At 61.5% G+C, this 23,952-nt stretch carries 25 protein-coding genes and 1 tRNA gene; 9 read left to right on the top strand and 17 right to left on the bottom strand.

Annotated features, from left to right (window positions below):
• Positions 1-77: 77 nt before the first annotated feature.
• Positions 78-174, top strand: a tRNA-Asp gene (locus tag LGH82_RS27695).
• Between the two features lie 21 nt (positions 175-195).
• The gene (locus LGH82_RS27690; RefSeq protein WP_227345755.1) at positions 196-705 is read left to right on the top strand and encodes a hypothetical protein; all 510 of its coding nucleotides are present in this window, start codon (positions 196-198) and stop codon (positions 703-705) included.
• Here the strand turns inward: LGH82_RS27690 and LGH82_RS27685 are convergent.
• Positions 666-1,064 (bottom strand): hypothetical protein, encoded by a 399-nt coding sequence (locus tag LGH82_RS27685; protein WP_227345754.1) that lies wholly within the window; start codon positions 1,062-1,064, stop codon positions 666-668. The two genes, LGH82_RS27690 and LGH82_RS27685, sit on opposite strands and share 40 nt — an antisense overlap.
• Positions 1,065-1,301: 237 nt before the next feature.
• Between LGH82_RS27685 and carB the strand changes: the two genes are divergently transcribed.
• Together carB and LGH82_RS27675 are read left to right on the top strand one after the other, a co-directional pair.
• Positions 1,302-4,805 (top strand): carbamoyl-phosphate synthase large subunit, encoded by a 3,504-nt coding sequence (gene carB / locus LGH82_RS27680; RefSeq protein WP_227345753.1) that lies wholly within the window; start codon positions 1,302-1,304, stop codon positions 4,803-4,805.
• A gap of 511 nt (positions 4,806-5,316) precedes the next feature.
• Entirely contained in the window at positions 5,317-6,330 is a 1,014-nt protein-coding gene (locus LGH82_RS27675) for a P-loop ATPase, Sll1717 family (RefSeq protein WP_227345752.1), read from the top strand.
• Positions 6,331-6,884: 554 nt separating this feature from the next.
• On the opposite strand, the gene LGH82_RS27670 is transcribed toward LGH82_RS27675, so the two are convergent.
• The 8 genes from LGH82_RS27670 to LGH82_RS27635 form a co-directional block, all read right to left on the bottom strand.
• Entirely contained in the window at positions 6,885-7,277 is a 393-nt protein-coding gene (locus tag LGH82_RS27670; protein ID WP_227345751.1) for a Rid family hydrolase, read from the bottom strand.
• 84 nt (positions 7,278-7,361) lie between these two features.
• Positions 7,362-7,748 carry a RidA family protein gene (locus LGH82_RS27665; RefSeq protein WP_227345750.1) on the bottom strand — a complete coding sequence of 129 codons (387 nt, stop codon included), beginning with the start codon at positions 7,746-7,748 and terminating at the stop codon, positions 7,362-7,364.
• A gap of 291 nt (positions 7,749-8,039) precedes the next feature.
• The gene (locus LGH82_RS27660; RefSeq protein WP_227345749.1) at positions 8,040-8,504 is read right to left on the bottom strand and encodes a cupin domain-containing protein; all 465 of its coding nucleotides are present in this window, start codon (positions 8,502-8,504) and stop codon (positions 8,040-8,042) included.
• A 305-nt stretch (positions 8,505-8,809) separates the two neighbouring features.
• A complete protein-coding gene (locus LGH82_RS27655; protein WP_227345748.1) occupies positions 8,810-9,355 on the bottom strand; it encodes a DUF4142 domain-containing protein in 546 nt (181 codons plus the stop codon).
• Between the two features lie 104 nt (positions 9,356-9,459).
• The gene (locus LGH82_RS27650; protein WP_227345747.1) at positions 9,460-9,882 is read right to left on the bottom strand and encodes a pyridoxamine 5'-phosphate oxidase family protein; all 423 of its coding nucleotides are present in this window, start codon (positions 9,880-9,882) and stop codon (positions 9,460-9,462) included.
• Positions 9,883-9,974: 92 nt separating this feature from the next.
• Positions 9,975-10,718: a DUF899 family protein gene (locus tag LGH82_RS27645; protein WP_227345746.1), complete on the bottom strand. Its 744-nt coding sequence runs from the start codon at positions 10,716-10,718 to the stop codon at positions 9,975-9,977.
• Between the two features lie 134 nt (positions 10,719-10,852).
• On the bottom strand, positions 10,853-11,260 hold the full coding sequence (locus LGH82_RS27640; RefSeq protein WP_227349700.1) for a lysozyme inhibitor LprI family protein: 408 nt from the start codon (positions 11,258-11,260) through the stop codon (positions 10,853-10,855).
• A gap of 142 nt (positions 11,261-11,402) precedes the next feature.
• Positions 11,403-11,927: a phage tail protein gene (locus LGH82_RS27635; protein ID WP_227345745.1), complete on the bottom strand. Its 525-nt coding sequence runs from the start codon at positions 11,925-11,927 to the stop codon at positions 11,403-11,405.
• A gap of 129 nt (positions 11,928-12,056) precedes the next feature.
• Between LGH82_RS27635 and LGH82_RS27630 the strand changes: the two genes are divergently transcribed.
• Positions 12,057-12,395, top strand: a complete 339-nt coding sequence (locus LGH82_RS27630; protein ID WP_227345744.1) for a hypothetical protein — start codon at positions 12,057-12,059, stop codon at positions 12,393-12,395.
• A 288-nt stretch (positions 12,396-12,683) separates the two neighbouring features.
• Here the strand turns inward: LGH82_RS27630 and LGH82_RS27625 are convergent, their stop codons facing one another.
• Both LGH82_RS27625 and LGH82_RS27620 read right to left on the bottom strand, forming a co-directional pair.
• Positions 12,684-13,172, bottom strand: a complete 489-nt coding sequence (locus LGH82_RS27625) for a GNAT family N-acetyltransferase (RefSeq protein ID WP_227349699.1) — start codon at positions 13,170-13,172, stop codon at positions 12,684-12,686.
• 5 nt (positions 13,173-13,177) lie between these two features.
• Positions 13,178-14,125 carry a lytic transglycosylase domain-containing protein gene (locus LGH82_RS27620; RefSeq protein ID WP_227345743.1) on the bottom strand — a complete coding sequence of 316 codons (948 nt, stop codon included), beginning with the start codon at positions 14,123-14,125 and terminating at the stop codon, positions 13,178-13,180.
• Between the two features lie 181 nt (positions 14,126-14,306).
• On the opposite strand from LGH82_RS27620, the gene LGH82_RS27615 reads away from it, so the two are divergent.
• Positions 14,307-14,876, top strand: a complete 570-nt coding sequence (locus tag LGH82_RS27615) for a methylated-DNA--[protein]-cysteine S-methyltransferase (RefSeq protein ID WP_227345742.1) — start codon at positions 14,307-14,309, stop codon at positions 14,874-14,876.
• Positions 14,877-14,909: 33 nt separating this feature from the next.
• Here LGH82_RS27615 and LGH82_RS27610 read toward each other — a convergent pair whose 3' ends face one another.
• On the bottom strand, positions 14,910-15,236 hold the full coding sequence (locus tag LGH82_RS27610; RefSeq protein WP_227345741.1) for a hypothetical protein: 327 nt from the start codon (positions 15,234-15,236) through the stop codon (positions 14,910-14,912).
• 279 nt (positions 15,237-15,515) lie between these two features.
• Between LGH82_RS27610 and LGH82_RS27605 the strand changes: the two genes are divergently transcribed.
• On the top strand, positions 15,516-15,728 hold the full coding sequence (locus tag LGH82_RS27605; protein WP_112396569.1) for a cold-shock protein: 213 nt from the start codon (positions 15,516-15,518) through the stop codon (positions 15,726-15,728).
• Between the two features lie 383 nt (positions 15,729-16,111).
• On the opposite strand, the gene LGH82_RS27600 is transcribed toward LGH82_RS27605, so the two are convergent.
• The 3 genes from LGH82_RS27600 to LGH82_RS27590 form a co-directional block, all read right to left on the bottom strand.
• Positions 16,112-16,720: a glutathione S-transferase family protein gene (locus LGH82_RS27600; protein ID WP_227345740.1), complete on the bottom strand. Its 609-nt coding sequence runs from the start codon at positions 16,718-16,720 to the stop codon at positions 16,112-16,114.
• Between the two features lie 80 nt (positions 16,721-16,800).
• A complete protein-coding gene (locus tag LGH82_RS27595) occupies positions 16,801-17,661 on the bottom strand; it encodes an EAL domain-containing protein (protein WP_413771398.1) in 861 nt (286 codons plus the stop codon).
• A complete protein-coding gene (locus LGH82_RS27590; protein WP_227345739.1) occupies positions 17,658-18,551 on the bottom strand; it encodes an EAL domain-containing protein in 894 nt (297 codons plus the stop codon). The genes LGH82_RS27595 and LGH82_RS27590 overlap by 4 nt, the downstream gene beginning before the upstream one ends.
• A 217-nt stretch (positions 18,552-18,768) precedes the next feature.
• Between LGH82_RS27590 and LGH82_RS27585 the strand changes: the two genes are divergently transcribed.
• Complete coding sequence (locus LGH82_RS27585; RefSeq protein ID WP_227345738.1) at positions 18,769-19,971, top strand: pyridoxal phosphate-dependent aminotransferase; 1,203 nt, start codon at positions 18,769-18,771, stop codon at positions 19,969-19,971.
• Positions 19,972-20,042: 71 nt separating this feature from the next.
• Here LGH82_RS27585 and LGH82_RS27580 read toward each other — a convergent pair whose 3' ends face one another.
• Both LGH82_RS27580 and LGH82_RS27575 read right to left on the bottom strand, forming a co-directional pair.
• Positions 20,043-21,560 carry a DHA2 family efflux MFS transporter permease subunit gene (locus LGH82_RS27580; protein ID WP_227345737.1) on the bottom strand — a complete coding sequence of 506 codons (1,518 nt, stop codon included), beginning with the start codon at positions 21,558-21,560 and terminating at the stop codon, positions 20,043-20,045.
• Positions 21,561-21,627: 67 nt separating this feature from the next.
• Positions 21,628-22,023 carry a cupin domain-containing protein gene (locus LGH82_RS27575; RefSeq protein WP_227345736.1) on the bottom strand — a complete coding sequence of 132 codons (396 nt, stop codon included), beginning with the start codon at positions 22,021-22,023 and terminating at the stop codon, positions 21,628-21,630.
• Positions 22,024-22,281: 258 nt separating this feature from the next.
• On the opposite strand from LGH82_RS27575, the gene LGH82_RS27570 reads away from it, so the two are divergent.
• On the top strand, positions 22,282-23,808 hold the full coding sequence (locus tag LGH82_RS27570; protein ID WP_227345735.1) for a putative bifunctional diguanylate cyclase/phosphodiesterase: 1,527 nt from the start codon (positions 22,282-22,284) through the stop codon (positions 23,806-23,808).
• Positions 23,809-23,952 lie beyond the last annotated feature (144 nt).

Below are 23,952 nucleotides of genomic sequence, written 5' to 3'. Positions count from 1 at the left end.
GGCCCCGAATCGCTTTCGAGGCCGTCCTGAAATCCGAATTATTTCCCCTGGGGTCGGCCCTATGGGGGGCCAAGTATGGAAGTGTGGTCGAGCGGTCGAAGACTCCGGGCTGTCATCCCGGCGTACCGTGTTAGCGCACGTGTACCGCAGGTTCGAATCCTGCCACTTCCGCCATTGCGAAAGGAAGGAACGACGTTGGAAAAGCTACGCGCTCATATTGAGTTTGTCAAGGAACAAGAGGCGTTCCACATGCGACAAGCAGATAAGTTCGCCGACAACCCGCGACGTAAGGAGGCACACCTTCGTACCTCATCCAAACTTGGGGATTTGGCGTCGGTTCTTCAAGAGCTTCAACTTATGGACTTCCCCGACAAAAAGCCCGCAGGTGAGCGGAGGAGGCTGAATCTCACGTGGGAGGAGGTTAAGGATCTGCCCGAAGAACTATTGGCTGAACTAAGTGTGTCTGACTCGGATCGCTTGGAGTTCACCATTATCGCGATCATAGAGGATGCAGGCGGCGTAGCCTCATTGGATCGCATCATAATGGAATACTACAAGCGCACCGGCGAGGTTTTGAAGCGACCAGTTATGAACAACCGGCTTTACCGGATGGTACAGAAAGAGGCCATACATGCCGTTCAAGGGAAGAAGGGCGTCTACACTCTTCAGCCTCTCAGCGATGAGGATGCGGCGGCGGTGATTTGACGCTGCCTTCGCCAATTCTTCGCGCCCTTGACGCTCTCCGTTACCTTGGCGACTAGAGCGCCATCGGCGGCATCCAAGCCCTTCGCGATCATAATCCGAAGGGCGATCTCACGGTTCGTCCCTTCACCGCTATCCCTGCGCAACAGCCGCGCCAGTTCGTTGCGCTTGAATAGGCGAACAGCCGTCACCTTGGGCTTGATGTCGCGCGGCGGCTTGGCATAGCCGAAGATCGCCAGCGCGTGGTCGATATGCGATAGCTGATCTTCCAAGTCGGCTTTCTGGCGTTCCAAGTCGAGAACCTGGCCCGACAGTTCCGCCCGCTTGGCGACCAATGCATAGATGACGAGTGGCTGTCCCATCCCCGGATTTTATGGAAACCCACCCTTTAGGTCGTGCGGGAATTTGGTGCTTTTGCTACATAAGACCGCCCTACTGCCCTACTGCCCTACTGCCTAATCCCGCATTTTCGGGGTTACATCGGGCAAAACTCTTCCCTATAAGGCCCACCTAGCCTGATACCAGAATCGCGAGCACAACCGGCCGGGTCTTCCCGTCCCGGTTTTTTGTGCAAGCCGCCCGCTAAACGGAACTTCGCCATGCCAAGACGCACTGACATCAAGTCGATCCTGATCATCGGGGCCGGCCCCATTGTCATAGGCCAGGCCTGCGAGTTCGATTATTCCGGCACCCAGGCCTGCAAGGCGCTGAAGGAAGAGGGTTTCCGCGTCATCCTGGTCAATTCCAACCCGGCCACCATCATGACCGACCCGGAACTGGCTGACGCCACCTACATCGAGCCGATCACGCCTGAAGTCGTCGCCAAGATCATCGCCAAGGAGCGCCCCGACGCGCTGCTGCCGACCATGGGCGGCCAGACCGCGCTCAACACCGCTTTGTCGCTGCGCCGCATGGGCGTGCTCGACCGCTATAATGTCGAGATGATCGGCGCCGACGCCACGGCCATCGACAAGGCCGAGGACCGCGCGCTGTTTCGCGAGGCGATGCACAAGATCGGCCTGGAAACGCCGAAGTCGATGCTGGCCAACGCCACCGACGTGAAGAACACCGACCGCAAGATGCACGAAGCCGAGCGCGCCGCCGTCAAGGCCGAAGCCCCGGCTGATCTCGATGCAGCGCTCGACGCGCTGGAAACCCGCTGGAACCTCGGCGAAGGCGACCGCAAGCAGCGCTACATCAGCCACGGCATGGCGATCGCGGCCCAGGCACTCGACCATGTCGGCCTGCCCGCCATCATCCGCCCGTCCTTCACCATGGGCGGCACCGGCGGCGGCATCGCCTACAACCGCGCCGAATTCTACGACATCGTCCAGTCCGGCCTCGACGCCTCGCCGACCACCGAAGTGCTGATCGAGGAGAGCGTGCTCGGCTGGAAAGAGTATGAGATGGAGGTCGTCCGCGACAAGGCGGACAATTGCATCATCGTCTGCTCGATCGAGAACATCGACCCGATGGGCGTGCACACCGGCGATTCCATCACCGTCGCGCCGGCGCTGACGCTGACCGACAAGGAATACCAGATGATGCGCAACGCCTCGATCGCGGTGCTGCGCGAGATCGGCGTCGAGACCGGCGGCTCCAACGTCCAGTTCGCCGTCAACCCCGCCGACGGCCGCCTCGTCGTCATCGAGATGAACCCGCGCGTCTCGCGCTCTTCCGCCTTGGCTTCGAAGGCAACCGGCTTCCCGATCGCCAAGATCGCCGCCAAGCTCGCCGTCGGCTACACGCTGGACGAGCTGGAGAACGACATCACCGGCGGCGCCACGCCCGCCTCCTTCGAGCCGTCGATCGATTACGTGGTGACGAAAATCCCGCGTTTCGCCTTCGAGAAATTCCCCGGCGCCGAGCCGGTGCTGACCACCGCCATGAAGTCGGTCGGCGAAGTCATGGCCATCGGCCGCACCTTCCAGGAATCACTGCAGAAGGCTTTGCGTGGACTGGAAACCGGCCTCACCGGCCTCGACGAGATCGAGATTCCCGGCCTCGGCTACGGCGCCGCGACCGCCAACCACGCCGATGACCGCAACGCCATCCGCGCAGCACTTGGCACCCCGACGCCCGACCGGCTGCGCATGGTCGCCCAGGCGATCCGCATGGGCACCTCGCTGGAAGACGTGCACGCCATGTGCAAGATCGACCCGTGGTTCCTCGAACAGATCGCCGGCATCGTCGCCATGGAAGCGCGCATCCGCGAGCACGGCATCCCCGCCGATGCCGTCAACCTGCGCATGCTGAAGGCGATGGGCTTCTCCGACGCCCGCCTCGCGTCGCTGACGAAGACCGATGCCGAAGTGATTGCCAGGATTCGCGAAAAGCTCGACGTTCATCCGGTCTACAAGCGCATCGACACCTGCGCCGCCGAATTCGCCTCGCCCACCGCCTACATGTACTCGACCTATGAGGTGCCGTTCGCCGGCGCGCTGGCCGACGAAGCGCACGTGTCCTCGCGGAAGAAGGTTGTCATCCTCGGCGGCGGCCCCAACCGCATCGGCCAGGGCATCGAGTTCGACTATTGCTGCTGCCACGCAGCCTTCGCGCTACGCGACGCCGGATTCGAAGCCATCATGATCAACTGCAATCCGGAGACGGTCTCGACCGACTACGACACCTCCGACCGGCTCTATTTCGAGTCGCTGACGGCGGAAGACGTGCTGGAGATCCTGCGCGTCGAACAGACATCGGGGGAACTGGTCGGCGTCATCGTCCAGTTCGGCGGCCAGACGCCGCTGAAGCTCGCCGACGCGCTGGAGAAGGCCGGCATTCCGATCCTCGGCACCTCGCCCGACATGATCGATCTCGCAGAGGATCGCGACCGCTTCCAGAAGCTGCTGCACAAGCTCGGCCTGACCCAGCCGAAGAACGGCATCGCCTATTCGGTCGAGCAGGCCCGCCTCGTCGCCGGCGAGCTCGGCTTCCCGCTGGTGGTGCGCCCCTCCTATGTTCTCGGCGGCCGCGCCATGCAGATCATCCACAGCGAAGGCATGCTGCAATCCTACCTGCTCGACACCGTGCCCGGCCTGGTGCCGGAGGACATCAAGCAGAAATACCCCAACGACAAGACCGGCCAGATCAACACGCTGCTGGGCAAGAACCCGCTGCTGTTCGACACCTATCTGTCGGGCGCCATCGAGGTGGATGTCGACTGCCTGTGCGACGGCAAGGACACTTTTGTTTCCGGCATTCTCGAACACATCGAGGAGGCCGGCATCCATTCGGGCGACTCGGCCTGCTCGCTGCCGGTGCACTCGCTGCCTTCCGAACTGGTCGACGAGTTGGAGCGCCAGACGGCGGCACTCGCCCGCGCGCTCAATGTCGGCGGGCTGATGAACGTGCAGTATGCGATCAAGGACGGCACGGTCTATGTGCTGGAGGTCAACCCGCGCGCGTCCCGCACCGTGCCCTTCGTCGCCAAGACCATCGGCCGGCCCATCGCCAAGATCGCTGCCCGCATCATGGCCGGCGAGAGACTGGAAGACGCCTTCGCCCATTACGGCGCCATGCCAGACCCCCGCAACCCCGGCCACATCGCGGTCAAGGAAGCCGTGTTCCCCTTCGCCCGCTTCCCCGGCGTCGACATCCTGCTCGGCCCGGAAATGCGCTCGACCGGCGAGGTCATGGGCCTCGACCGCGACTTCGCGCTGGCCTTCGCCAAGAGCCAGCTCGGCGCCGGCGTCGACCTGCCGCGCTCCGGCACGCTGTTCGTCTCGGTGCGCGACGAGGACAAGGCCGGCATATTGCCGGCGGTGAAGCGCCTGGCCGGCCTCGGCTTCAAGGTGCTGGCGACATCCGGCACGCAGCGCTTCCTCGCCGAAAACGGTGTCGACGCGCAGAAGATCAACAAGGTGCTGGAAGGCCGCCCCCACATCGAGGACGCCATCCGCAACCGCCAGGTGCAGATCGTCTTCAACACCACGGACGGCCAGAAGGCGGTGTCGGACTCCAAGTCGCTGCGCCGTGCGACGCTGATGCAGAAGGTGCCGTATTACACGACGCTGTCGGGTGCTGCCGCTGTGGCGGAAGCGATCGCGGCGCTGAAGGCGGGGAGCCTGGAGGTCAGGCCGCTGCAGGAGTATTTTGCTTGAGCGATTAGCTCTCTTCTCCCCGTCACTATACGGGGAGAAGATGCCGGCAGGCAGATGAGGGGCAGCGTCCTCCCCAACCACTCCTTTTCCCTCGTCCAACTTCAGATTGCGACAGGGAACGCGTAAACCCAGGAAACGTCTCCCGCGAGTGAATTTATACTATCCTTTTGGCTCTCTCACGGCATAAAACTTTGTATTGAATCATATTCTATATTTAGAACGACAGCCCGATAATTGTAGTTGCCTTTTTCAGGCGACGGAATTTCTAAGGATTATTCCCGCTCGTTTGTATGAATTCAGCGTTATTTCTCATGTTCCCAGATTATAGATGTAAAATATGGTGGAGCGCCTCAATCGCCCATGAACCAAGTTCGACCACCGATTGGTTGGCTCAAGATGGAAGTGCAGCCGAGGTATTTTTATTTCGTGAATTTTCGAAATCGGACTACTCTCGCGCCAAGATATGACGTTAACTGCACGCCTAATTTCCGGCTTTGAACGGGGTCTAAGGGTGATTTTCACAGACGAGAACATCGAAAAGATTTTTGGCGCCGAAGATGCCGAAAATGAGGAACGGGGACGACTGAAAGAATACTTCTTCCGCAATAAAGCCTTTGAAAGCTTGAAAGCAAATCTCTCGTTACGAGTTCTCGTAGGCCATCAGGGAGTTGGGAAGAGCGCACTTCTTAAAATGGCTGGTATTGAAGATGACGAGTCCAAGATAGTCGCGATCTTTGTCAAGCCGAATGACGTCAGGGGGATTTGGGACACGCAGGAATCGAATCTGAACGAGCTGATCGAAAAATGGAAGATAGGATTACTTAGAATAATTCAAGGAAAAGTCATTGAGCGTCTTGGTGTTAAAGAAGATGGCAGCTCCGGTACGTTATTTTCTAAAAGCATCAGCGGACTTCTTGAGGCAGTAAGTTCTGTTATAAAAGATAAAGGAGGAGCCATTGTAGACGCTACGGTAAATGCCCTCATCTCTTCATATATATCAACAGGAACAATAAAAGTCTATATGGATGACTTGGATCGAGGATGGGAGGCCCGACCAAGCGATATAAGAAATTTGTCCGCGATGCTAAACGCCATACGGGACCTGTGCGGAGACCAAAAGAAAGTTCAATTCAAGATCGCGCTCAGAACTGACGTTTACAGGTTACTGCGGACGTCGGACGAATCAACTGACAAAATTGAAAGAAATATTGTCCCACTTAAATGGGACAACCACGAGATTCTTATCTTGATGGCGAAACGTGTAGCTACGTACCTAGATAATAAATTTCCTGACAACGTAGAGAACTGGAGTCAATTAGATATTTCAAAATTTCTGTTTCCCGTTATCGATGAAAGATTCCATCATGTCGGGAAGTGGGAAAACGCACCTATACATCGCATTCTTCTCTCGCTGACGCGAAGGCGGCCCAGAGACTTGGTTAAGATATTCTATGGCGGCGCCAAGGAAGCTTATAGAAACAGCAACCAAAAAATCACCACTCAAGACTTAAGAAATACGTTTTAAAATTATTCTAATGAAAGACTACAAGATATTATAAATGAATTTAAATTCGAATTTACAGGCTTAAAGGACCTGCTATACGGAATGCGTCCGAACAAGAGAGAAAGAGGATCTCCATCTGGATTTCAATTTTCTCGAGATGAATTATCTGTGAAGATCGGCAAGATGCTAAAACAAAATAATTTCTCGTTGAGCGGGAAGCCTTATTTTTCGGCCATAGACGTCATCGAATTTATGTATAAGATAGACTTTATTACAGCGCGGCGGGACGAGACACTTGGCAATAAAATAATAAGGCTTCATTTTGATGACAGCCCTCATATTATCAGTTCGTCCGGTGACTTCGGATTTCATTGGGAAATTCATCCAGCATATCGATGGGCGTTGTCGCCTGGAGATGTGCCATTTGTAATTTCGTCTACGGACCTAGAAACTGTGGAATAAGCCAATGAATTTTTTGGGCTTTTCATAATAAGCACGCCAGTGGGTCGATCAATATTCCAGTTCATCTGTGTTATTCCTCAATTTCCACTAATGCGGCGATAATCAAGCCCCCCTCACGCCACCGCCACACACTCAATCTCGATATCAAACTCCATCGGCCATGACGCCACCGGCACGAAACTCCGGGCCGGCGGGTTCGTCGTAAAATACCGCGCATAGACCCTGTTGATGGCGTTGTAGAAGCCGGAATTGACGGCGTATATGCGCACCATCACCACGTTTTCCAGCGAGGTGCCGGCCGCTTCCAGGCAGTGTTTCAGCGCCTTCAGCGATGCCTCGGTCTGCATCTCGATGTCGCCGCGCACCATCTCGCCGGTCACCATGTCCACCGGCGGCGTCGCCGAGATGAACACGAAGCCGTTGGCCTTCACCGCCGTCGAACAGGGCAAGCCGAGCGCCCGCACCTTGTCCGACATGACGGGCACTTCGATGACTTCTTTCTTCATGATGATGCTCCCTTTGGTTGGAGGGAGCTTATAGCGCTACCGGCCGAACGCCCAGCGCCGGGCCATAATCCAGCGCCGCCCGGTTCACGCCACGCACTCGATCTCGATATCGAACTCCATCGGCCATGACGCCACCGGCACGAAGGTCCGGGACGGCGGATTTTCGGGAAAATGCCGGGCATAGACGCGGTTGATGGCATTGTAGAAACCGGAATTGACGGCGTAGATGCGCACCATCACCACGTTTTCCAGAGAGGTATCAGCCGCCTCCAGGCAATGTTTCAGCGCCTTCAGCGATGCTTCGGTCTGGGTTTCGATGTCGCCCTTGACCAGCTTGCCGGTCCAGATATCGAGTGGCGGCGTGCCGGACACGAAGACCAGCCCGGCAGCCTTGGTTACCAGCGACAGCGGCACGCCCATCGCGCGCACGGCCGCCGACAGCACCGGTACTTCGATTACTTCCTTCTTCATGGCGATCCTCCCTGGGTTTGCAGGGAGCTTATCGCGCCACCGGCCGAACGCCAGCGCCGTTCTTCCCTTCTCCCCCCTGTGGGAGAAGGTGGCACGGCGCGTTAGCGCCGGGTCGGATGAGGGGTGTTGGAAGAAATGAGGCGTTGCTCATTCTCTTTGCTTTCGCCCGTGATGAATGACCGTATCGCCAAACTGGAGTACCCCTCATCCGACCTCGCTTTGCGAGGCCACCTTCTCCCCCTGTGGGAGAAGGAAAGGCGCGCGAACGCGAGCGCTCATCCACGGTCCAGCTCACCCCTGCCCCGGATAGGGCGTGCCATCCTTGTGCAGAAACCGCCCGTCGGAGTTCGGGCTCATCATGTCGATGTCGGAGCAGGTGATGACATCGTCGCGATTGCGCGAGCCGACTTCCAGATAGAGGGCAGTCGTGGAAGACCGGTTGATCATGTGATGGCCATTGCCGCTGTTCTTCGCAAACGTCGCGCAGTCGCCGGCGTGCAGCAGCGTCTCGGCACCGTCCTCGACCAGCGTCAGTTCGCCTTCCAACATATAGACGAACTCGTCCTCATGGCTGTGCCAGTGGCGCTGGCTGGACCAGCCGCCGGGCGGCAAGGTCATCAGGTTGACGCCGAAATCGGTGAGGCCGCCGGCATTGCCCAGGCGGCGGCGTGTGCGGGTCGCGCAAGGCTGGTCGAAAGGCGCGGGATAGCCGGAGCCTTGGCGGACAGGAACGGCGGACATGTCGATCTTGGGCATGGGTGCCTCCATGGATTGGTGGCACAGTGTAATTCGCGACTGGCGCAGGCACAGAGCCAACTTGTGGCACTCGGTTTGCCAAGGGGCACCCTGGCGCTCTACGGCGCCCCCCCTCTGTCCTGCCGGACATCTCCCCCTGTCGCCTTCGCTTGCACAAATCTCCACCGTCACAAAGCAAATCTTCTTCGTCACAAAGAGAGTGCAGTCGGCGAGGGCTGCCGATCTCCCCCCTTGAGGGGGAGATGTCCGGCAGGACAGAGGGGGGCGCCGTGGAGAGCCAACTTTCAACCGCCCTGATCCAAACCCTAATGCACCGCCGCCACGTCCTTCAGATGCATTTCATGCATCTTCAGCGTCGCCAGCGTCTTCTTGGCGAACTCCTTCAGCGCCGGATCGTCGCCCGATTGCGCGTAGGTGGAAAACATCGCCACCGCCTGCTTGTGCGCCTCGGTCTGCAAGGTGATGTACTTCGCCTGGAAGGCCTCGCCGTCGAGAGACTTCAACTGGTCCAGCATCGCCTGGTCCTTGGGCAGCAGCGGCGGCCCGTCGGGCGTGGTCGACCCCGTGGTCTGGCTCTGTTCCAAGGCCATCTTGAAGTCCAAGCCGGCCTTTGTGTGATCCTTGACCATCAGCTCGGCAAAATCCTTCACATCGGCCGCCACGCCCCTCTTCAAAGCCAGCTTGCTGCTGTCGATTTCGAAACGGTTGGCGCTGACAAGCGTTTTCGTGAAGGTGTCGGTATCGACCTTGTTTTCCGAAACAGGCGCCACACCGCTGGGCGCCACCGACTGGGCCAATGCGGGCGAACCGGCCAGCAGCGCCAGCGTGGCGATGGCGAGATAGTGTCTCATCGAAACTCTCCGTGTTGGTGTCCTCGAAAGTCCAACGCGGCACAAGCGGCGAGGTTGCGCCTTTTCTCCCCTCGCGGCGTGCGAGGGGGAGAAGGCAACGCCTGTCAGGCGTGCAACGACACCTCGCCCTCGTCCTTGCCGTCCCAGTAATGGGCACGGTCGGCCTTGACCCTGATCATGGCGAGGCCCGGCGTATCGGTGCCCTGCTCGAACCACTCGTCGATGTCCTCATTCCAATGTTCCTCGAAAGCCGCCTTGTCACGGATGATCTCGGCCTTGCCTTCGACAGCGACCCAGAAGCCGTCACCGCCCTTGAACGCCAGCGACACATTGGCATCGCGTTCGATGTCCTCCACCACCTGCGACTTCTCCCAGGTGAAATAGTAGGAATCGCCGTCATACTCGACCTGCTGGTTGTTGCTCATAGGCCGGCCGGCGATGGCGCCGCCTTGCGTATGGGTGGACAGCATGGCGACATCGATGTCGCGCATTTTCTCGGCGATTTCTGAAAGGCTTTTCTCGGTCATGGCCTGCTCCTGTGCGAGGGGTTGGCTTGGGCAACGTCCGAGTTGGGCTTTGGTTTCTCCACTTCCCTTCTGAAGGGAAAGCCAGCTCTGCTTCAATGGCAGCAGCTGTCGCCATACTGCAGCTGCTCGTCCCAGCTCGGCCTGCCCTCCGGGGTGAAATCCATTAGGTTCCACAGGATCTCGCAGGTGCCGATGGCGCGCGGGTCCTGGCCGGGCTCGGGCGGCACGAAACCCAGTTCCGACGACCAGAAGTGGCGGATGCCGTCACCGTCGCGGTTGAACACCGACAGCAACGGCAGCTGCGCGCCATCGGCGTCCTCCGCATTGTAGTCGCGCTTGAAGCTGTTGCCGGCCGACGACAAGAGCCGCATGTTCAGCCAGCCGCGATCACGGCCAAGCGTGATCAGGTTTTCGAGCGACGTCTTGGCCACCACCACGAAATTGAAGTCGGCGGCTTCTAGATGGCCGACAGCGCCGTCGAACTGGTCGAGCAGCGCCACGCAGGATGGACATGGCTGGTCCAGCCTTGCCAGCTTCGCCGTGCCGCCGGCCGCCGCCACAGCGCGCGTGTCCTGGGGATGGCGCGGAAACATCATGTTGTAGAGGATCAGCGAGCCCTTGCCCGGCGCGAACAGCTCCGACAGCTTTATCCGCGCCGGCTTGCCGTCCGGCCCCAGTCGGTCGAACACATAATCCCGCGGCACCAGCCCGCCCGGCGGCAGCGCGCGCCGTGCCACCGCCACATCCTCCATGGCGCGGCGCAACTGGATTTCCTTCAGCAGCAGTTTCTCGCGCGCGGTGCGGTACTTCGCGGATTCGTTGGGGAACGTGATCATGATCATCTCCATCTGCGCGCTTGAAGCGCGGCTCTACAGACGAAGGACGTTGCGCCACGATCGGTTCCGACATTCTTGCCATGGCGCCCGGGCAATAAGCGCCCAGCCTTTCCGGCAAGATGCGCGGACGAAAACTATCGCGCCGGGACCGGACAGCTCATATCGCCTTCCTGGCAGTCCAGATAGGCTTTCAGCTGCTTGACGCGGTCATTGGTCAGGCCTGTCCGGCAGCCGACGACGAGCATCGGATAGATGCTGCCCGTGGCGCTGGCCGATGACTGGAAGGTGCATTCCGAATCGCGAAAGGCGACCCAGGATTTCTGCGCGTCGACCAGCAGCTTCTTCGTTGCCGCATCATCCTTGAGACGGGCATTGATCTGCTTGTAGGCGTCGTTCAGCGCCTTGTCGGCCACATCGAACGCCTTCCCGGCGCACTCATTCAGGGTCATCTGGTTTTCGGCGCAATCGTCGGCCCGCGCCACGCCCGCCAGCAGCGGAGCGGTGAGGATCAAGGTCGCAAGGCCGGTCAGCAAAAGCCGCATCATGTTCCTCCGTTTGGTCAACCATCCAGCGGTGAGAACACCACATCGCCGCAGATTACCCGCCGGGCAAATGGCGGCAAGACGTGGCCTGCCGCCTTGGTGGACAGTTTCTTTCCCAGCGGGTTTCAATCCCGGAGCGCTCTCACGGCGGATCGGTGAAGCTTGGCTCCGCCGGTTCGACGACGCTGGTGTCGCGCTCCCAGCCTTCATTCTCCAGCCTCATGCTCTGGATCGCCACGGCGTTGGCGTTGGCGTCGAGTTCGGGCAGCATCTGCACTTCCGAGGGCCAGCAGCGATAGATCCTGTAGGCAAGCGCCAGCTGGCCGGCCTCGTTATGGAATTCGAGGATGATGTCCTTGCGGAAATCCTTGAGCGACACTTCCGCGCCCGGACCGGCGTTGAGGTCCCACACCTTGTTCGCCCATTGCTCGAATTCGAGATCGTGGGTCACGCCGCGCTCGATGGTCACCGGCTCGAAGCGGGTCAGGCCCGGCGATTTGCGCGTTGTGCCGGCCTCGCCGCCGTCGCGGTGCTCCACCACCGACGTGGTGCGCTTCAGCGCGCTGATCTTCGAGATGCCGGCGACATAGCGGCCATCCCATTTCAGTCGGAAGCGGTAGTTCTTGTAGGGGTCGAAACGCTGCGGATTGACGGTGAATTGCGCCATGGCGAACTCCTGATTGCCCATCCCCTGGCATTCTCGGCGAGGCGGCAACACCATGCAACCCCGAGCGGAACCGGTTCCCCTTCCCCGCATTCTTCCTGTCGGCTAGAGCCTGGCGGATTGGGGAGAAAAATGCACGAAGCCGACGAGATCGACCTGCGCTGCCCGCAAGTGGTCGCCGACAATGCCGCCAAGGGCCTGCGCTTGCGCACGGAGTTCGGCCGTGGCGGCACCGAGATCGGCGTCGCGCGAGCAACGGAATTGAAAAATCGCGAGAAGCTCGCGCCCTCCACCATCCGGCGCATGGTCAGCTATTTTGCCCGCCACGAGGTCGACAAGCGTGGCAGGAATTACGGCAACGAGGCAAACCCCTCGGCCGGCTACATCGCCTGGCTGCTATGGGGCGGCGACGAGGGCCGCGCCTGGGCGCTCGATCTCAAGCAGAAGATCGGCAACGCGCCGGACATCTAGAAGGGCAGGCTCACGAGCAGGAGGGTCCCGGAAACCCGCGCCCCGGGACCCGCCGTTGGAGGGGCTGGCACATGCCGGTGCAACCTCCTCCTGTGCCCAGCCGATCGACGATCCCCGACCAGCTGAATGACGTGATGACGCAGGGTTAGCATTTGCCCACGGCGGGCTATGTGAAGCGGTTCACAGAGGCCAGGCTGATACCTTCGGGCTGGAACAGGGCCATAAAGCGCGACGCGCTTTATGCATGTCGTTGTCCCGATACGCTGCGCGCTTTTTGGGCGACAAGCATTAACCCTGCCAGGCGACAGGCTTCATCCCCAGCCGCTCGTAGAGACGGACGGCGGCGGCGCTCTCTACCGTATTGGTCTTGAGATCGACATGGCCTGCGCCGCGAGCGGCAAAGGTGGCAAAGGCGTGCCGCATCAGGGCCTCGCCAATGCCCCGCTCCCGCGCCTCAGGGTGAACGACAAGATCCTTCACGAAGGCCGAGGTCCAGCACAGGGCAGCCGCCGCCAGCAGGCCCTTGGCGTCGATGACGAGGAAACACAGTGCGGGATCGAACTCGGCATCGCCGGAAATGCTCGGCCACCATTCGTCGAACAGCCCATCCTTGCCGTCGTCGAACACCTCGGTCAGCAGCGCGTGCAAGGCAGGCGCGTCGGTATGCTCGAAGGTCCGCATGAGGAAGCCGTCAGGCCAGCGCGGCGCGGTAAGCGTGTCGTCGAGGATCTTGCGCAGCCGGACGTCGTTTGGCGCAGGCGAACCTGGCTCAAACATCACGTTCAGGCATCCGGCTGGAGCCGGTGGCGCAAGCTGTCGCGGCCAAGGCCGGTCGCCTCGAGCAGGCCCTTGCGCTTGGCTTCGAAATAGTAGCCGGTCTGGTAAAGCAGGTCGGCGCGCTTGGCGTTGCCGCCGGCCACCAGCCAGGCGCCGCGCAGATATTTGACCGCGTATTTCAGATTGGTCTCGGCATCGAACAGGCCCTTGGGCGAGCCTTCGTAGCCCATGCCGCGCGCCGTCGCGTGCTTGATCTGCATCAGCCCCCAATGGCCGTTGTTGTAGGCCTTGGGATTGAAGGTGCTCTCGCGGTTGACGACATGGCGCACCAAGTCGATCGGCACCTCGTAAAGGGCTGCATATTTGGCGATCAGCCGCTCGACATCGCCGCGCGTACCCGTCGAGTGTTCTTCGGCCGGCGCCATCGGGGTCTGGATGAGTGCTGCCGGATTCTGCGGCACCACATAGGCGACCTGCTGGACGCCTGGCATCACGGTTCCTTGGACGACCGTGCCGCCGGCGATGGGGGCGATTGTGCGCTTGCCCGCGACCGACCTCAGGGCGGCTGGCGTGGCGAGGCCTGCGATCGAGTAGGCGGACTCGGCCGTGGCGTTGGTCCTGAATGCGGCGGGCGCCGTATTGGCCGCGATCATGGCTGCCGCCGCGGGTGCCGCCAGCGGCGTCGGGCCAGCAAAGGCGACCGCTGGTTCCACAGGCAGCGCGGCCTGGCCCGGTGTCAGTTCCGCCGTCTGGACCGGCGCGATGCCCGACGATTCCGGCAGCACCGAAACCGTCTCGGGCAGCGGTATCGTGAAGCCCGCATCGGCTCCCGCGGCCGTCGCCGTCTCGGCGAAGGCGGGCGCGGGCTTCATCTGCGACGTCGAGGTGCAGCCACTGACGCTTGCAGCGGCAAGGATCACACCGATCGCGATAAGATTGAGTTTTGCTGGCAAGCCGCGTTCGGGTCCGGTTCGTCGGATGTTAAGAAATCACTTACACCAGCGATTCTCGTCGGGCAATCGGGGCCACTTGATGGTTTTCGGGTGGCGGGACTCAGGGCAAAGTGCGATATTGTTCCCTATCTGTACTCGTACCAACAGCCGTTTTTCGCCGTTTTGCGGAAAGGAGCACGTCATGGAAAACACCTCCACGATCACAGCCGGCCACACAGTGTTAGAAACAGTGATCGGTTTCATGGGCATCGCATGGAGCGAAACGGGCCTGATCCGGCTCTGCCTGCCCGAGCGCAGCCGTGAGGCGGTGGAGCGCCGGCTGCTTCGCCGTGGCGGTGTTTCCACCTCGACCGAGCAGCCGAAATGGGTCGTCGAGCTGATCGCCTCGATCAAGGCTTATGCCGCCGGCGAGGATGTCGATTTCACCGGCGTGCCGGTCGACCTGGCCGGCATCGATGATTTCCGCCTGGCCATCTACGACGAGGCACGAAAGCTCAGCTTCGGCGAAACCACCACCTATGGTGAACTGGCCAAACGCGCCGGCCATGCCGGGCTCGCCCGCGAAACCGGCGCGGCCCTTGGCGCCAACCCGGTGCCGCTGGTCATCCCCTGCCACCGCATCCTCGCCGCGGGCGGCAAGATCGGCGGTTTTTCGGCGCCCGGCGGCTCGGTCACCAAGGAAAAGATGCTGGCCATGGAAGGCGTGCGCGTCGGCCCGCCGCCACCGGCGCAGGTGTCGTTCGGGTTCTGACGACTGCTCCATCGCCGAGCAAAGCGGGCTTTCCTAATTGTGGAAGAACCGCCGGTGGAACCGCCGGTCCACATCGGGCCGCTTGCAGATGTAGACGGCGCAGAAGCTCGTATCGGCGCTGGGCACCGAAGCGCGCGTGCGGACCTCGCCCATGTTGCAGAACCGTTCGCTTTGCACATAGCGGTCGTAGAGCGGCAGGCCCGGCACGCGCGACGACTGGTAGCGCAGGATGACCGCGCCCTCGCGGGCGATCGTCGACTGTATCTTGTTGCAACTCATGTGGGTGGGATCGTAGCGCGAGATCGCCTGCGCCTGGGCGGCCACCAATGTCAGGCAGATGGCAAGCGGAACAGCCTTCATAACCCTCTCCAGAACCAGTCCCTGCCCCCGAAAGCAGAGGCACTGCCGCAACGGTTTCATGCGATTGGGGCGGCCATTGGGCGGCACCGCCACCGTGCCTTTTTTCACCCCATCTTGTTTTCGGTGCAAAAGCAGACTATATCAGCCCCATTGATATTTCGGCCGATCGATCCGGGCCTCGCGATATTCGCGTTTGCTGACGTCTATCTCCAAAATCTCGATGCCCACCGGCTGGACTTCGGTCTGGTCAAACCAAAGCAAATGCGAAGGACTATTTTTATGGCAACTGGAACGGTCAAGTGGTTTAACTCCACCAAGGGTTTCGGCTTCATCCAGCCTGACAACGGCGGCGCGGACGTTTTCGTCCACATCTCCGCTGTTGAGCGCGCTGGCCTGTCGACCCTGGTCGAAGGCCAGAAGATCAACTTCGAGATCGAGCAGGACCGCCGCACTGGCAAGTCGTCCGCTGGTTCTCTGAGCAAGGCAGCCTGATTTTGCGAATGGCGCGCGCCGGGCGAAGGTCCGGGGCGCACGGCAAGTCACGGATGTACTGACAGTCGCGCGAGAAGCGCGCCGGAGCGGAAAGACCCGACAAGCTGGATCAGCAGATAGCTGCCAGCCCGGACCTGACGCTCCCATCAGGCTACCAAGAATGGGAAGGCGGGATTTATCCCGCCTTTTTGTTGTCTGGATTTCAGGCGATTGGCGAAACCGGCAAAGTAGCGTCCTTCTCCCCGTCACTATACGGGGAGAAGTGCCCGGCAGGGCGATGAGGGGCAGCGCCGACGCTGTAGAACTGCCCTTTTTGAGATTTACTGAGAAAGGCTGGCGCCGCCCCTCATCTGGCTGCCGCTTTCGCCAATCGCCGACGTTGACTACCCCACCCACTCCATCGGCACATGCCCCGGATCCGCCTCCACCCTCTTCAGCCACGCGGCGACCGCCGGGTAGGCGTCGAGCTGAAAGCCGCCTTGCTCCGCCGTATGCGTATAGGCATAGAGCGCGATGTCGGCGACGCTGAAGGCACCGCCGGCGAAAAAGGCGTTGTTTTCCAGATGTTTGTTCATCACGCCGAGCGCCTTGTTGCCGCGCTCCAGCGTGGCCGCCAGCCGCTCCGGCGTCGCATCCCCCGCCCGTTCGGGAAAGGTCAGCAGCGCCTTGCGCACGGCAATATAGGGCTCATGGCTGTATTGTTCGAAGAACAGCCATTGATAGGCCAGCCCGCGCTCATATTTGTCCGCCGGCAGGAAGCGCGTGCCCTCCGCGAGATAGAGCAGGATGGCGTTGGATTCGGCCAACCGCCGGCCGTCGTCGAGTTCGAGCAGCGGCACCATGGCGTTGGGATTCTTGGCGACATAATCGGCTTTTCGCGTCTCGCCGGTGTGCGAGCTGACCTCGATGGTGGTGAAGCTCAGCCCGAGCTTGGCCATCAGCAGGCGCGGCTTGTAGCAATTGCCGCTGTCGATCATGCTGTAGAGTATCATTTCCGCTCCCGGGGCATCACGCACGGCGCGATTATCGCAGGGCCAGCGGCATCATCCAGTGATTTGTTTTGGCGGGTCGATCAGCGGCGCTGATGCAGCTGGACCACCTTGCTCTCGGGTTCGAGCAGCGCATCGATGGCCAGGGGATTCTCGTTGAAAATCGTGCCGGCCAACTTCGGCCGGGCAAGAAGGAACCCCTGCAGAAGGTCGACGCCGCCCTCCAGCGCGACGCGCAGATGCACGGCCTGCTCGATGCCCTCGACCAGAACCTTGGCGCCGCGCTCATGCAGCGTTGAAACCAGCGGCCGGAAGAATTTTTCTGCCGCCGCATGGCGACAGAGTTCGGAAAACCACGCACCATCGATCTTGATGATGTCGGGGCTGAGAAGGCTCACCCGCTCTTCCGTCGAATGGCCGGCACCGAAATCGTCGATGGCGATGCGCATGCCGTCGCGCCGCATCTCCCGCACCAGCAGCAACAGCAGCGCGTCATCGGCCGCCTGTTCGGTGACCTCGCAGACCAGCATGCCCGCATGCAGCCCGAAATCGGCGAGGTGCCTGCCCATCAGCCTGATCTCGGCCAGGGCCCGCCCGGGATGGTCGTTGACCAAGGGGTTGAAGTTGAAGAACAAGTCGAGCCCTTCGACACCGATGTTGCTGTAGTTTCGCAGGTGGAGGGCCCGGCACATGGCCTCGACAAACAGGCGATCCTCCGCCGGAATCTGATCGAAGAAGGCCTGGGCCGAGCTCGGTCGGCCTGCCAGATGCGGCTCGACCAGGGCCTCGACCGCGACGGCCGTCAGGGCCGCGCCGCGCGGCGCGAAGATCGGCTGGTAGACGCTTCGCAGCCGGAACTCTCCGTAGATCCCGTATTCAATGCCGACCTCGTCGGCAAAGATCTCATCGGCGACGTTGCGTCGCCTGTCGAACCCGGACATCATCGCACGACCCTTCGCCCAAAGGCCTTCGCACGTCGCGTCGAAGGGGCCGAAGTCAAAGGCTCCCTGCCAGCGTCGGACGGTATCGCGGGCGCAGGCCTTTCCTTTTCGAAGACGCGGAAACTGGTTGGCGCCAGTTCCGGCCGGGCCAGCACGAAGCCCTGCACCATCGAGGCGCCCGATTTCTCGGCCAGTTCGAGTTGCCAGCTTTCCTCGATGCCTTCGAAGACGGTGCGGATGCCCTGGTCCTCGAAGCTTTTCACCATCGCCGTCAGCAGCGCGAAACCGGCGCCCGATTCCATCAGCTGCGTGATCCACAAGGCGTCGAACTTGACGATGTCGGGCTTCAGTTCCTTGATGCGGTTGATGTCGGAATCATCGGCGCCGTAATCGTCGACCGCGATGCGAAAGCCGTTGCCCCGGAGCGCCGCGACGAAACTGAACAGCGTTTCCTGCGACGCCGATCTCTGCTCGGTCACCTCGCAGACGACGCGGCGCGGATCGATTCCAGCCTCGTGCAGCACCAGCCGCATCTCCCGCAGCGCGTTGTCGGCGATCGTGCGTTCGGTGAACACCGACGGATCGAAATTGATGAAGATCGATGCTTCCCGTGGCAGACAGGCTCCGGCATTCAGAAGATGCAGCGTTCGCGTCAGCGCCTCGATATGCAAACGATCGGCCGCCGGGCAGGTCGAGAAGAAACTCATCGGCGACTGCGGCTCGCCGTCACGGAATGGCCGGATCAGCCCTTCGAACGCCGCAAGCGAAAGCTTGCCCTCCTTGAAGGCGAAGATCGGCTGGAAGGCGCTTTGCAGCGTGTAGATGCCCCAGACACCGGTCGAGGTGCCGTCCATTTGGCGAATGATGTGGGCAAGCCCGATGCTGCGCGACAAGGGTTCCTCGCTCCGCAAGACTGGCGGAATGGATTGATCCTGCCATGCAAGGGTCTACCGGCCGTTAATGAATTTATTATTGTCGATCACGGGTCCCCGATCACAGGTCATTGAGCGCTGGCTCAGCCGACAATGCTTGCACTCGGCAAGATCATGCGACATGAGAAGCGCCGCGGCCGTCCTTGGCCGCAAGGACCCTCTCTGGAGATAATTCGTCATGGCCTTTCTTGCCGATGCCCTTTCCCGCGTGAAGCCTTCCGCGACCATCGCGGTGACGCAGAAAGCGCGCGAGCTGAAAAACGCCGGCCGCGACATTATCGGGCTGGGGGCCGGCGAGCCGGATTTCGACACGCCCGACAACATCAAGAATGCGGCGATCGAAGCCATCCGCCGTGGCGAGACGAAGTATCCGCCAGTCTCCGGCATCGTGCCGCTGCGCGAGGCGATCGCCAAAAAATTCAAGCGCGAGAACAATCTTGACTACAAGCCGGAGCAGACCATTGTCGGCACCGGCGGCAAGCAGATCCTGTTCAACGCCTTCATGGCGACGCTGAACCCCGGCGACGAGGTGATCATCCCCCGCCCCTACTGGGTCAGCTATCCCGAGATGGTGGCGATCTGCGGCGGCACATCTGTGTTTGCCGACACCTCCATCGACAACGGCTTCAAGCTGACGGCGGCGGTGCTGGAAAAGGCGATCACGCCGAAGACCAAATGGCTGCTGATGAACTCGCCGTCGAACCCGTCGGGCGCCGCCTACACCGAGGCGGAATTGCGCGCATTGGCTGATGTGCTGCTCAAGCATCCACATGTCTGGACGCTGACCGACGACATGTACGAGCACCTGACCTATGGCGACTTCGTCTTCAAGACCATCGCCGAGGTCGAGCCGAAACTCTACGAGCGCACGCTGACCATGAACGGCGTCTCGAAAGCCTATGCCATGACCGGCTGGCGCATCGGCTATGCCGCCGGTCCCGTGCAGCTGATCAAGGCAATGGACATGATCCAGGGCCAGCAGACCTCCGGCGCCTGCACCATCGCGCAATGGGCGTCGGTCGAGGCACTGAACGGCCCGCAGGATTTCATCGCCAAGAACAAGGCGATCTTTCAAGGGAGGCGCGACCTCGTCGTCTCGATGCTCAACCAGGCGCGCGGCATTACCTGCCCGTCGCCGGAAGGCGCCTTCTACGTCTACCCGTCCTGCGCGCAGCTGATCGGCAAGAAGACCAAGGCCGGCAAGGTCATCGACACCGACGAGACCTTCTGCTCGGAACTGCTCGAGGCCGAGGGCGTCGCGGTGGTGTTCGGCTCGGCCTTCGGCCTCGGCCCGAACTTCCGCATCTCCTACGCCACCTCGGAGACGCTGCTGGAGGAAGCCTGCACACGCATCCAGCGCTTTACCGCGTCGCTGACCTGATCAAACACGCCATCGTTGCCATGAAAAACCCGGCTCAGGCCGGGTTTTTTTATGGGCGACAAGGCCGCGCCTCACCCCTCCTGCTTGGCCGTTCTGGCCGAACGCGCCTCGGCTGGCGCCAACACGGTCAGCAGCAGCGCCGCCGTGAGGAACGCAACAATCGCCGCCGTCAGCATCGCCGCGTGGAAACCTCCGGCATAGGCGGCCGCGAACAGGTCGCGCAGACCGCTCTCACCCATGGTGGCGTCGGTTACGAAGTCGTGTCGCGAAACGGCGGCGCGGGCCACCGCTTCGGCATCGGCGACACCGGCTGTTTCGAGATTTGCCGTCAGCAGGCTTGTCGCCCGCATGCTCATCAGGGCGCCAAGCAGTGCGATGCCGATGGCAAGGCCGGTCTGGCGGGTGGCGTTGATGACCGCCGACACCATCCCGGAGCGTTCACGTGGCGCGTAGGACATGGCAGCGGCATTGCTGGTGGGGATCGCCAGCGAATTGCCGAGACCACCGATCGCAAACAACAGGCCGATCGCCGCATAGGGCGTCGCGGGCCCGGCCCAGCACATGCCGAGCATCGAGACGCCGATCAGGAAATAGCCCGACGTCATCAACACGGAATGCCCGTAGCGATGGCTGAGCCTGCCGATCGCCGGCGAGACGAGCATCTGGACAAGGAAGATAGGCGCCATGCGCAGACCGGTCTGCGTCGGCGACCAGCCCTGCACTTGCTGCAGGAACATCGAATAGAGGAAGACGCTGGTGTAGGAGGTCAGGCCGAGCGCGAAGGACGCGACATTGGCGACGGAGAAGCGAATGTCGCGGAACAGGCCGAGCGGCAGCATGGGACGCGGCGTGCGCGCCTCGAAGCCGACGAAGAGCACCAGACCGACGAGGGCGACGGCAAGCGCAATGACCGTCCGCTGGTCGCCCCATCCGTTCTCGCCGGCCGATATCAGGCCGAAGGTCAGCGCGCCCAGCCAGACGATGCTGAGCGCCAGGCCGATGAGGTCAAGATGGGCATGTTCTGGATGCGCCGTCTCCTTGATCGAGAGAGCACCCAGCACGATCGTGAACAGGCCGACCGGCAGGTTGATGAGGAAAATGCTCTGCCATCCGGCGGTTTCAACCAGGACGCCGCCGAGGATGGGGCCGACCAGCAGCGAAACGGCGGCGAAGGACGACCAGCCGCCGATGACGCCGGCGCGCTCGCGGGCATCGGGAAATGCCTGTGTCAGGATCGACAGCGCGCCGGGAATGAGCAATGCCCCGGCAACGCCCTGCACCACCCGCCCAGTCAGCAGCACCGTCAAATTGGGCGCGAACGCGCAGATGGCGGAACCAACCACGAAAATGCCGACGCCCGCCAGCCAGGAGCGCTTGCGCCCATAGCGGTCGCCGATCAGCCCCGCCGACAGCATGAAGGCCGACAGGCACAGCGTGTAGGAATCGACAACCCATTGCAGGCCGCCAAAATCGGTGTTCAGCGCCTGCTGGATCGTCGGCAGCGCGACATTGACGATGCTGACGTCGAGCAGCGCCACGAACGTGCCGAGATAGACGGCGGCAACAAGATAGAAACGACGGCCCGACATGGCGGCTCCAAAATATCGTTCATCTAAAAAATGCTGGAGCAGCTAGTATCGCTGGTCGCGGCTCGGTTCAGCCGCCATATTGCTCGTCACTCACCTTCTCCAGCCAGTCGGCATGGACGCCGTCGAGCGCTTCCTGCATGGCCATATGTGCCATCGTCGATTTCAGACCGGCGCCATGCCAATGCTTTTCACCCGGCTCGAACGAGATGACGTCTCCGGCCTTGATCTCCTGGATCGGCCCGCCCCATGTCTGCGCGCGGCCGGCGCCCGATGTGACATAGAGCGTCTGGCCAAGAGGATGCGTGTGCCAGTGGGTGCGCGCGCCGGGCTCGAAACTGACCATCGTGGCCCTGAGCCGCGCCGGCGCTTCCTTCTCGATGACCGGCGTCTGCAGCACCCGGCCTGTAAAATACTTTTCCGGCGCGATGATGGTCGGCACGCTGCCGCAGGCAATGATCTTCATGGTCGGTGATCCTCGATTTTCGGGCGAACCGGGCATCAGGCCGCCGCGCGCCCGAGCCATTCATTGTGGGCGGTACTTTCCTCCCATATGGGACGCCGCGCAACAGCCACCGCCCAACCGGCATCTGCACCAAGCTTTTTAACCATGAACGCCTGATCGCCGGCTTCAGTGGCCGAATTGCCGGCCGGCGGCGGCTGCTTCAATGGCTTTTTAACAGCTGGGGCCTAGCCGTAGCCCTACATTTCAGGGGGCGATGAGATGAGCATACTGGCGACGATCAGGGACCATAGCGGCAGGGTCTATCGCGGTATCCAGGTCCTTCTGGTGCTGAGCATCGGCGCGGCCGCGCTCGGCGCCTTCGACGTCTCGCGGAACCTGCCTTCCGGCACCGCCTTCGGCATATCGATCGCCGCCACCGCGCTCGCCTTGCTGGCGCTGATGTATATGCGCAGCAGCGTCGTCCATCGCCTGCAGTCGGCGGCGGCCGCGGAGGCGGAAAAACATCATTTCCTGACCAAGGACGCCATGACCGGGGCGATGACCCGCCGTTACTTCCTCGAAGCGCTGCGCGACAGCCTCGGCACCATGCGAGACAGGCGCGAGGCGACCCTGCTCCTGATCGACCTCGATCATTTCAAGCAGCTCAACGATACGTTCGGGCATCAGTTCGGCGACCTCACCCTGGCGCATGTGGTTAGGACAGCCGAGCGCATCTTTGCCGGCGGTATGGTCGGGCGGCTTGGCGGCGACGAGTTCGGCGTCATCGTCGCGCATAGCGACCTCACCACCATCAACAAGGACGTGCGGCGCCTGCTGGACGCCATGCGGGCTGGAAAATCGCATGAGGGCAAGATCATCCCGCTCTCCATTTCGGTCGGCGTGGCGCTTGCGCCGTCGCATGCGTCGAATTCGACCGAACTCATGCTGCTCGCCGATCTGGCGCTCTACGAGAGCAAGGCGGCGGGTCGCGGGCGCGTCACCGTGTTCGACGAGGAAATGCTCTCCGACAAGCGCTATCGCCGCCTGGTCGAGCGCGAATTGCGCGCAGCCATCTATCTCGGCGAGCTCGAACTGCATTACCAGCCGATCGTCAACCCGGACAGCTCGCCCTACGCGCTGGAAGGGTTGATCCGCTGGCGTCATCCGGTGCGCGGGCTTATATCGCCGGCCGAATTCATCCCCATCGCCGAGCGCTCGACCCTGATCGACATGCTCGGCGAGTGGGTGTTCAAGCGGGCCTGCGCCGATATCGGCCATTTCCAGGGCCGCCGCATCTCGATCAACGTTTCCGGCGAGCAGCTCAAGCGCGACGAGATCGTCACGATGTGCGACCGCGTGCTGAAGGAAACCGGCCGGTCCGCGACGCAATTCGTCATCGAGATCACCGAGACGGTGGCGACCGCCGCCACGCCCGAGATCCTGCGGCGCCTCGAAGCGCTGCGCGGCCTCGGCTTCCACATCGCGCTCGACGATTTCGGCACCGGCCATTGCGGCTTCAACTATCTGAAGACCCTGCCCATCGACAGCATCAAGATCGACCGCTCCTATATCCGCAGCCTTGCCTATGACCAGGTCGCGCAGATCTTCGTCTCGGCTCTGGCGCAGATCGCGCGCATCCAGGACGTCACCATCGTTGCCGAAGGCGTGGAGACGCAGGAGGAGTTCGCTCTGGCCAAGGCCGCCGGCTGCAACCGCTTCCAGGGCTATTTCTTCGGCCGGCCGGTGCCGCGCGACAAGATCGACCCCATCCAAGCCAATGCCCCGCCGCTTGCCCTGATCGCCTGAGACGGCCGGGAAGGCGCCCAATTTCCTATTTTTCTTGCCCTGCCGGCAAACAAGTGGGACGATGGTTTCGGGCAGGTGGCCATTGAAAAAGAACCCCGCCCGCGACGGTCGAACAGGCCGGCCGCCGCTCAGGACCGATTGACC

The organism is Mesorhizobium sp. PAMC28654 (assembly GCF_020616515.1).
Taxonomy (GTDB): domain Bacteria; phylum Pseudomonadota; class Alphaproteobacteria; order Rhizobiales; family Rhizobiaceae; genus Mesorhizobium.
Note: the sequence above shows the minus strand (reverse complement) of the source record. Positions and strands in the feature narration are given on the sequence as shown.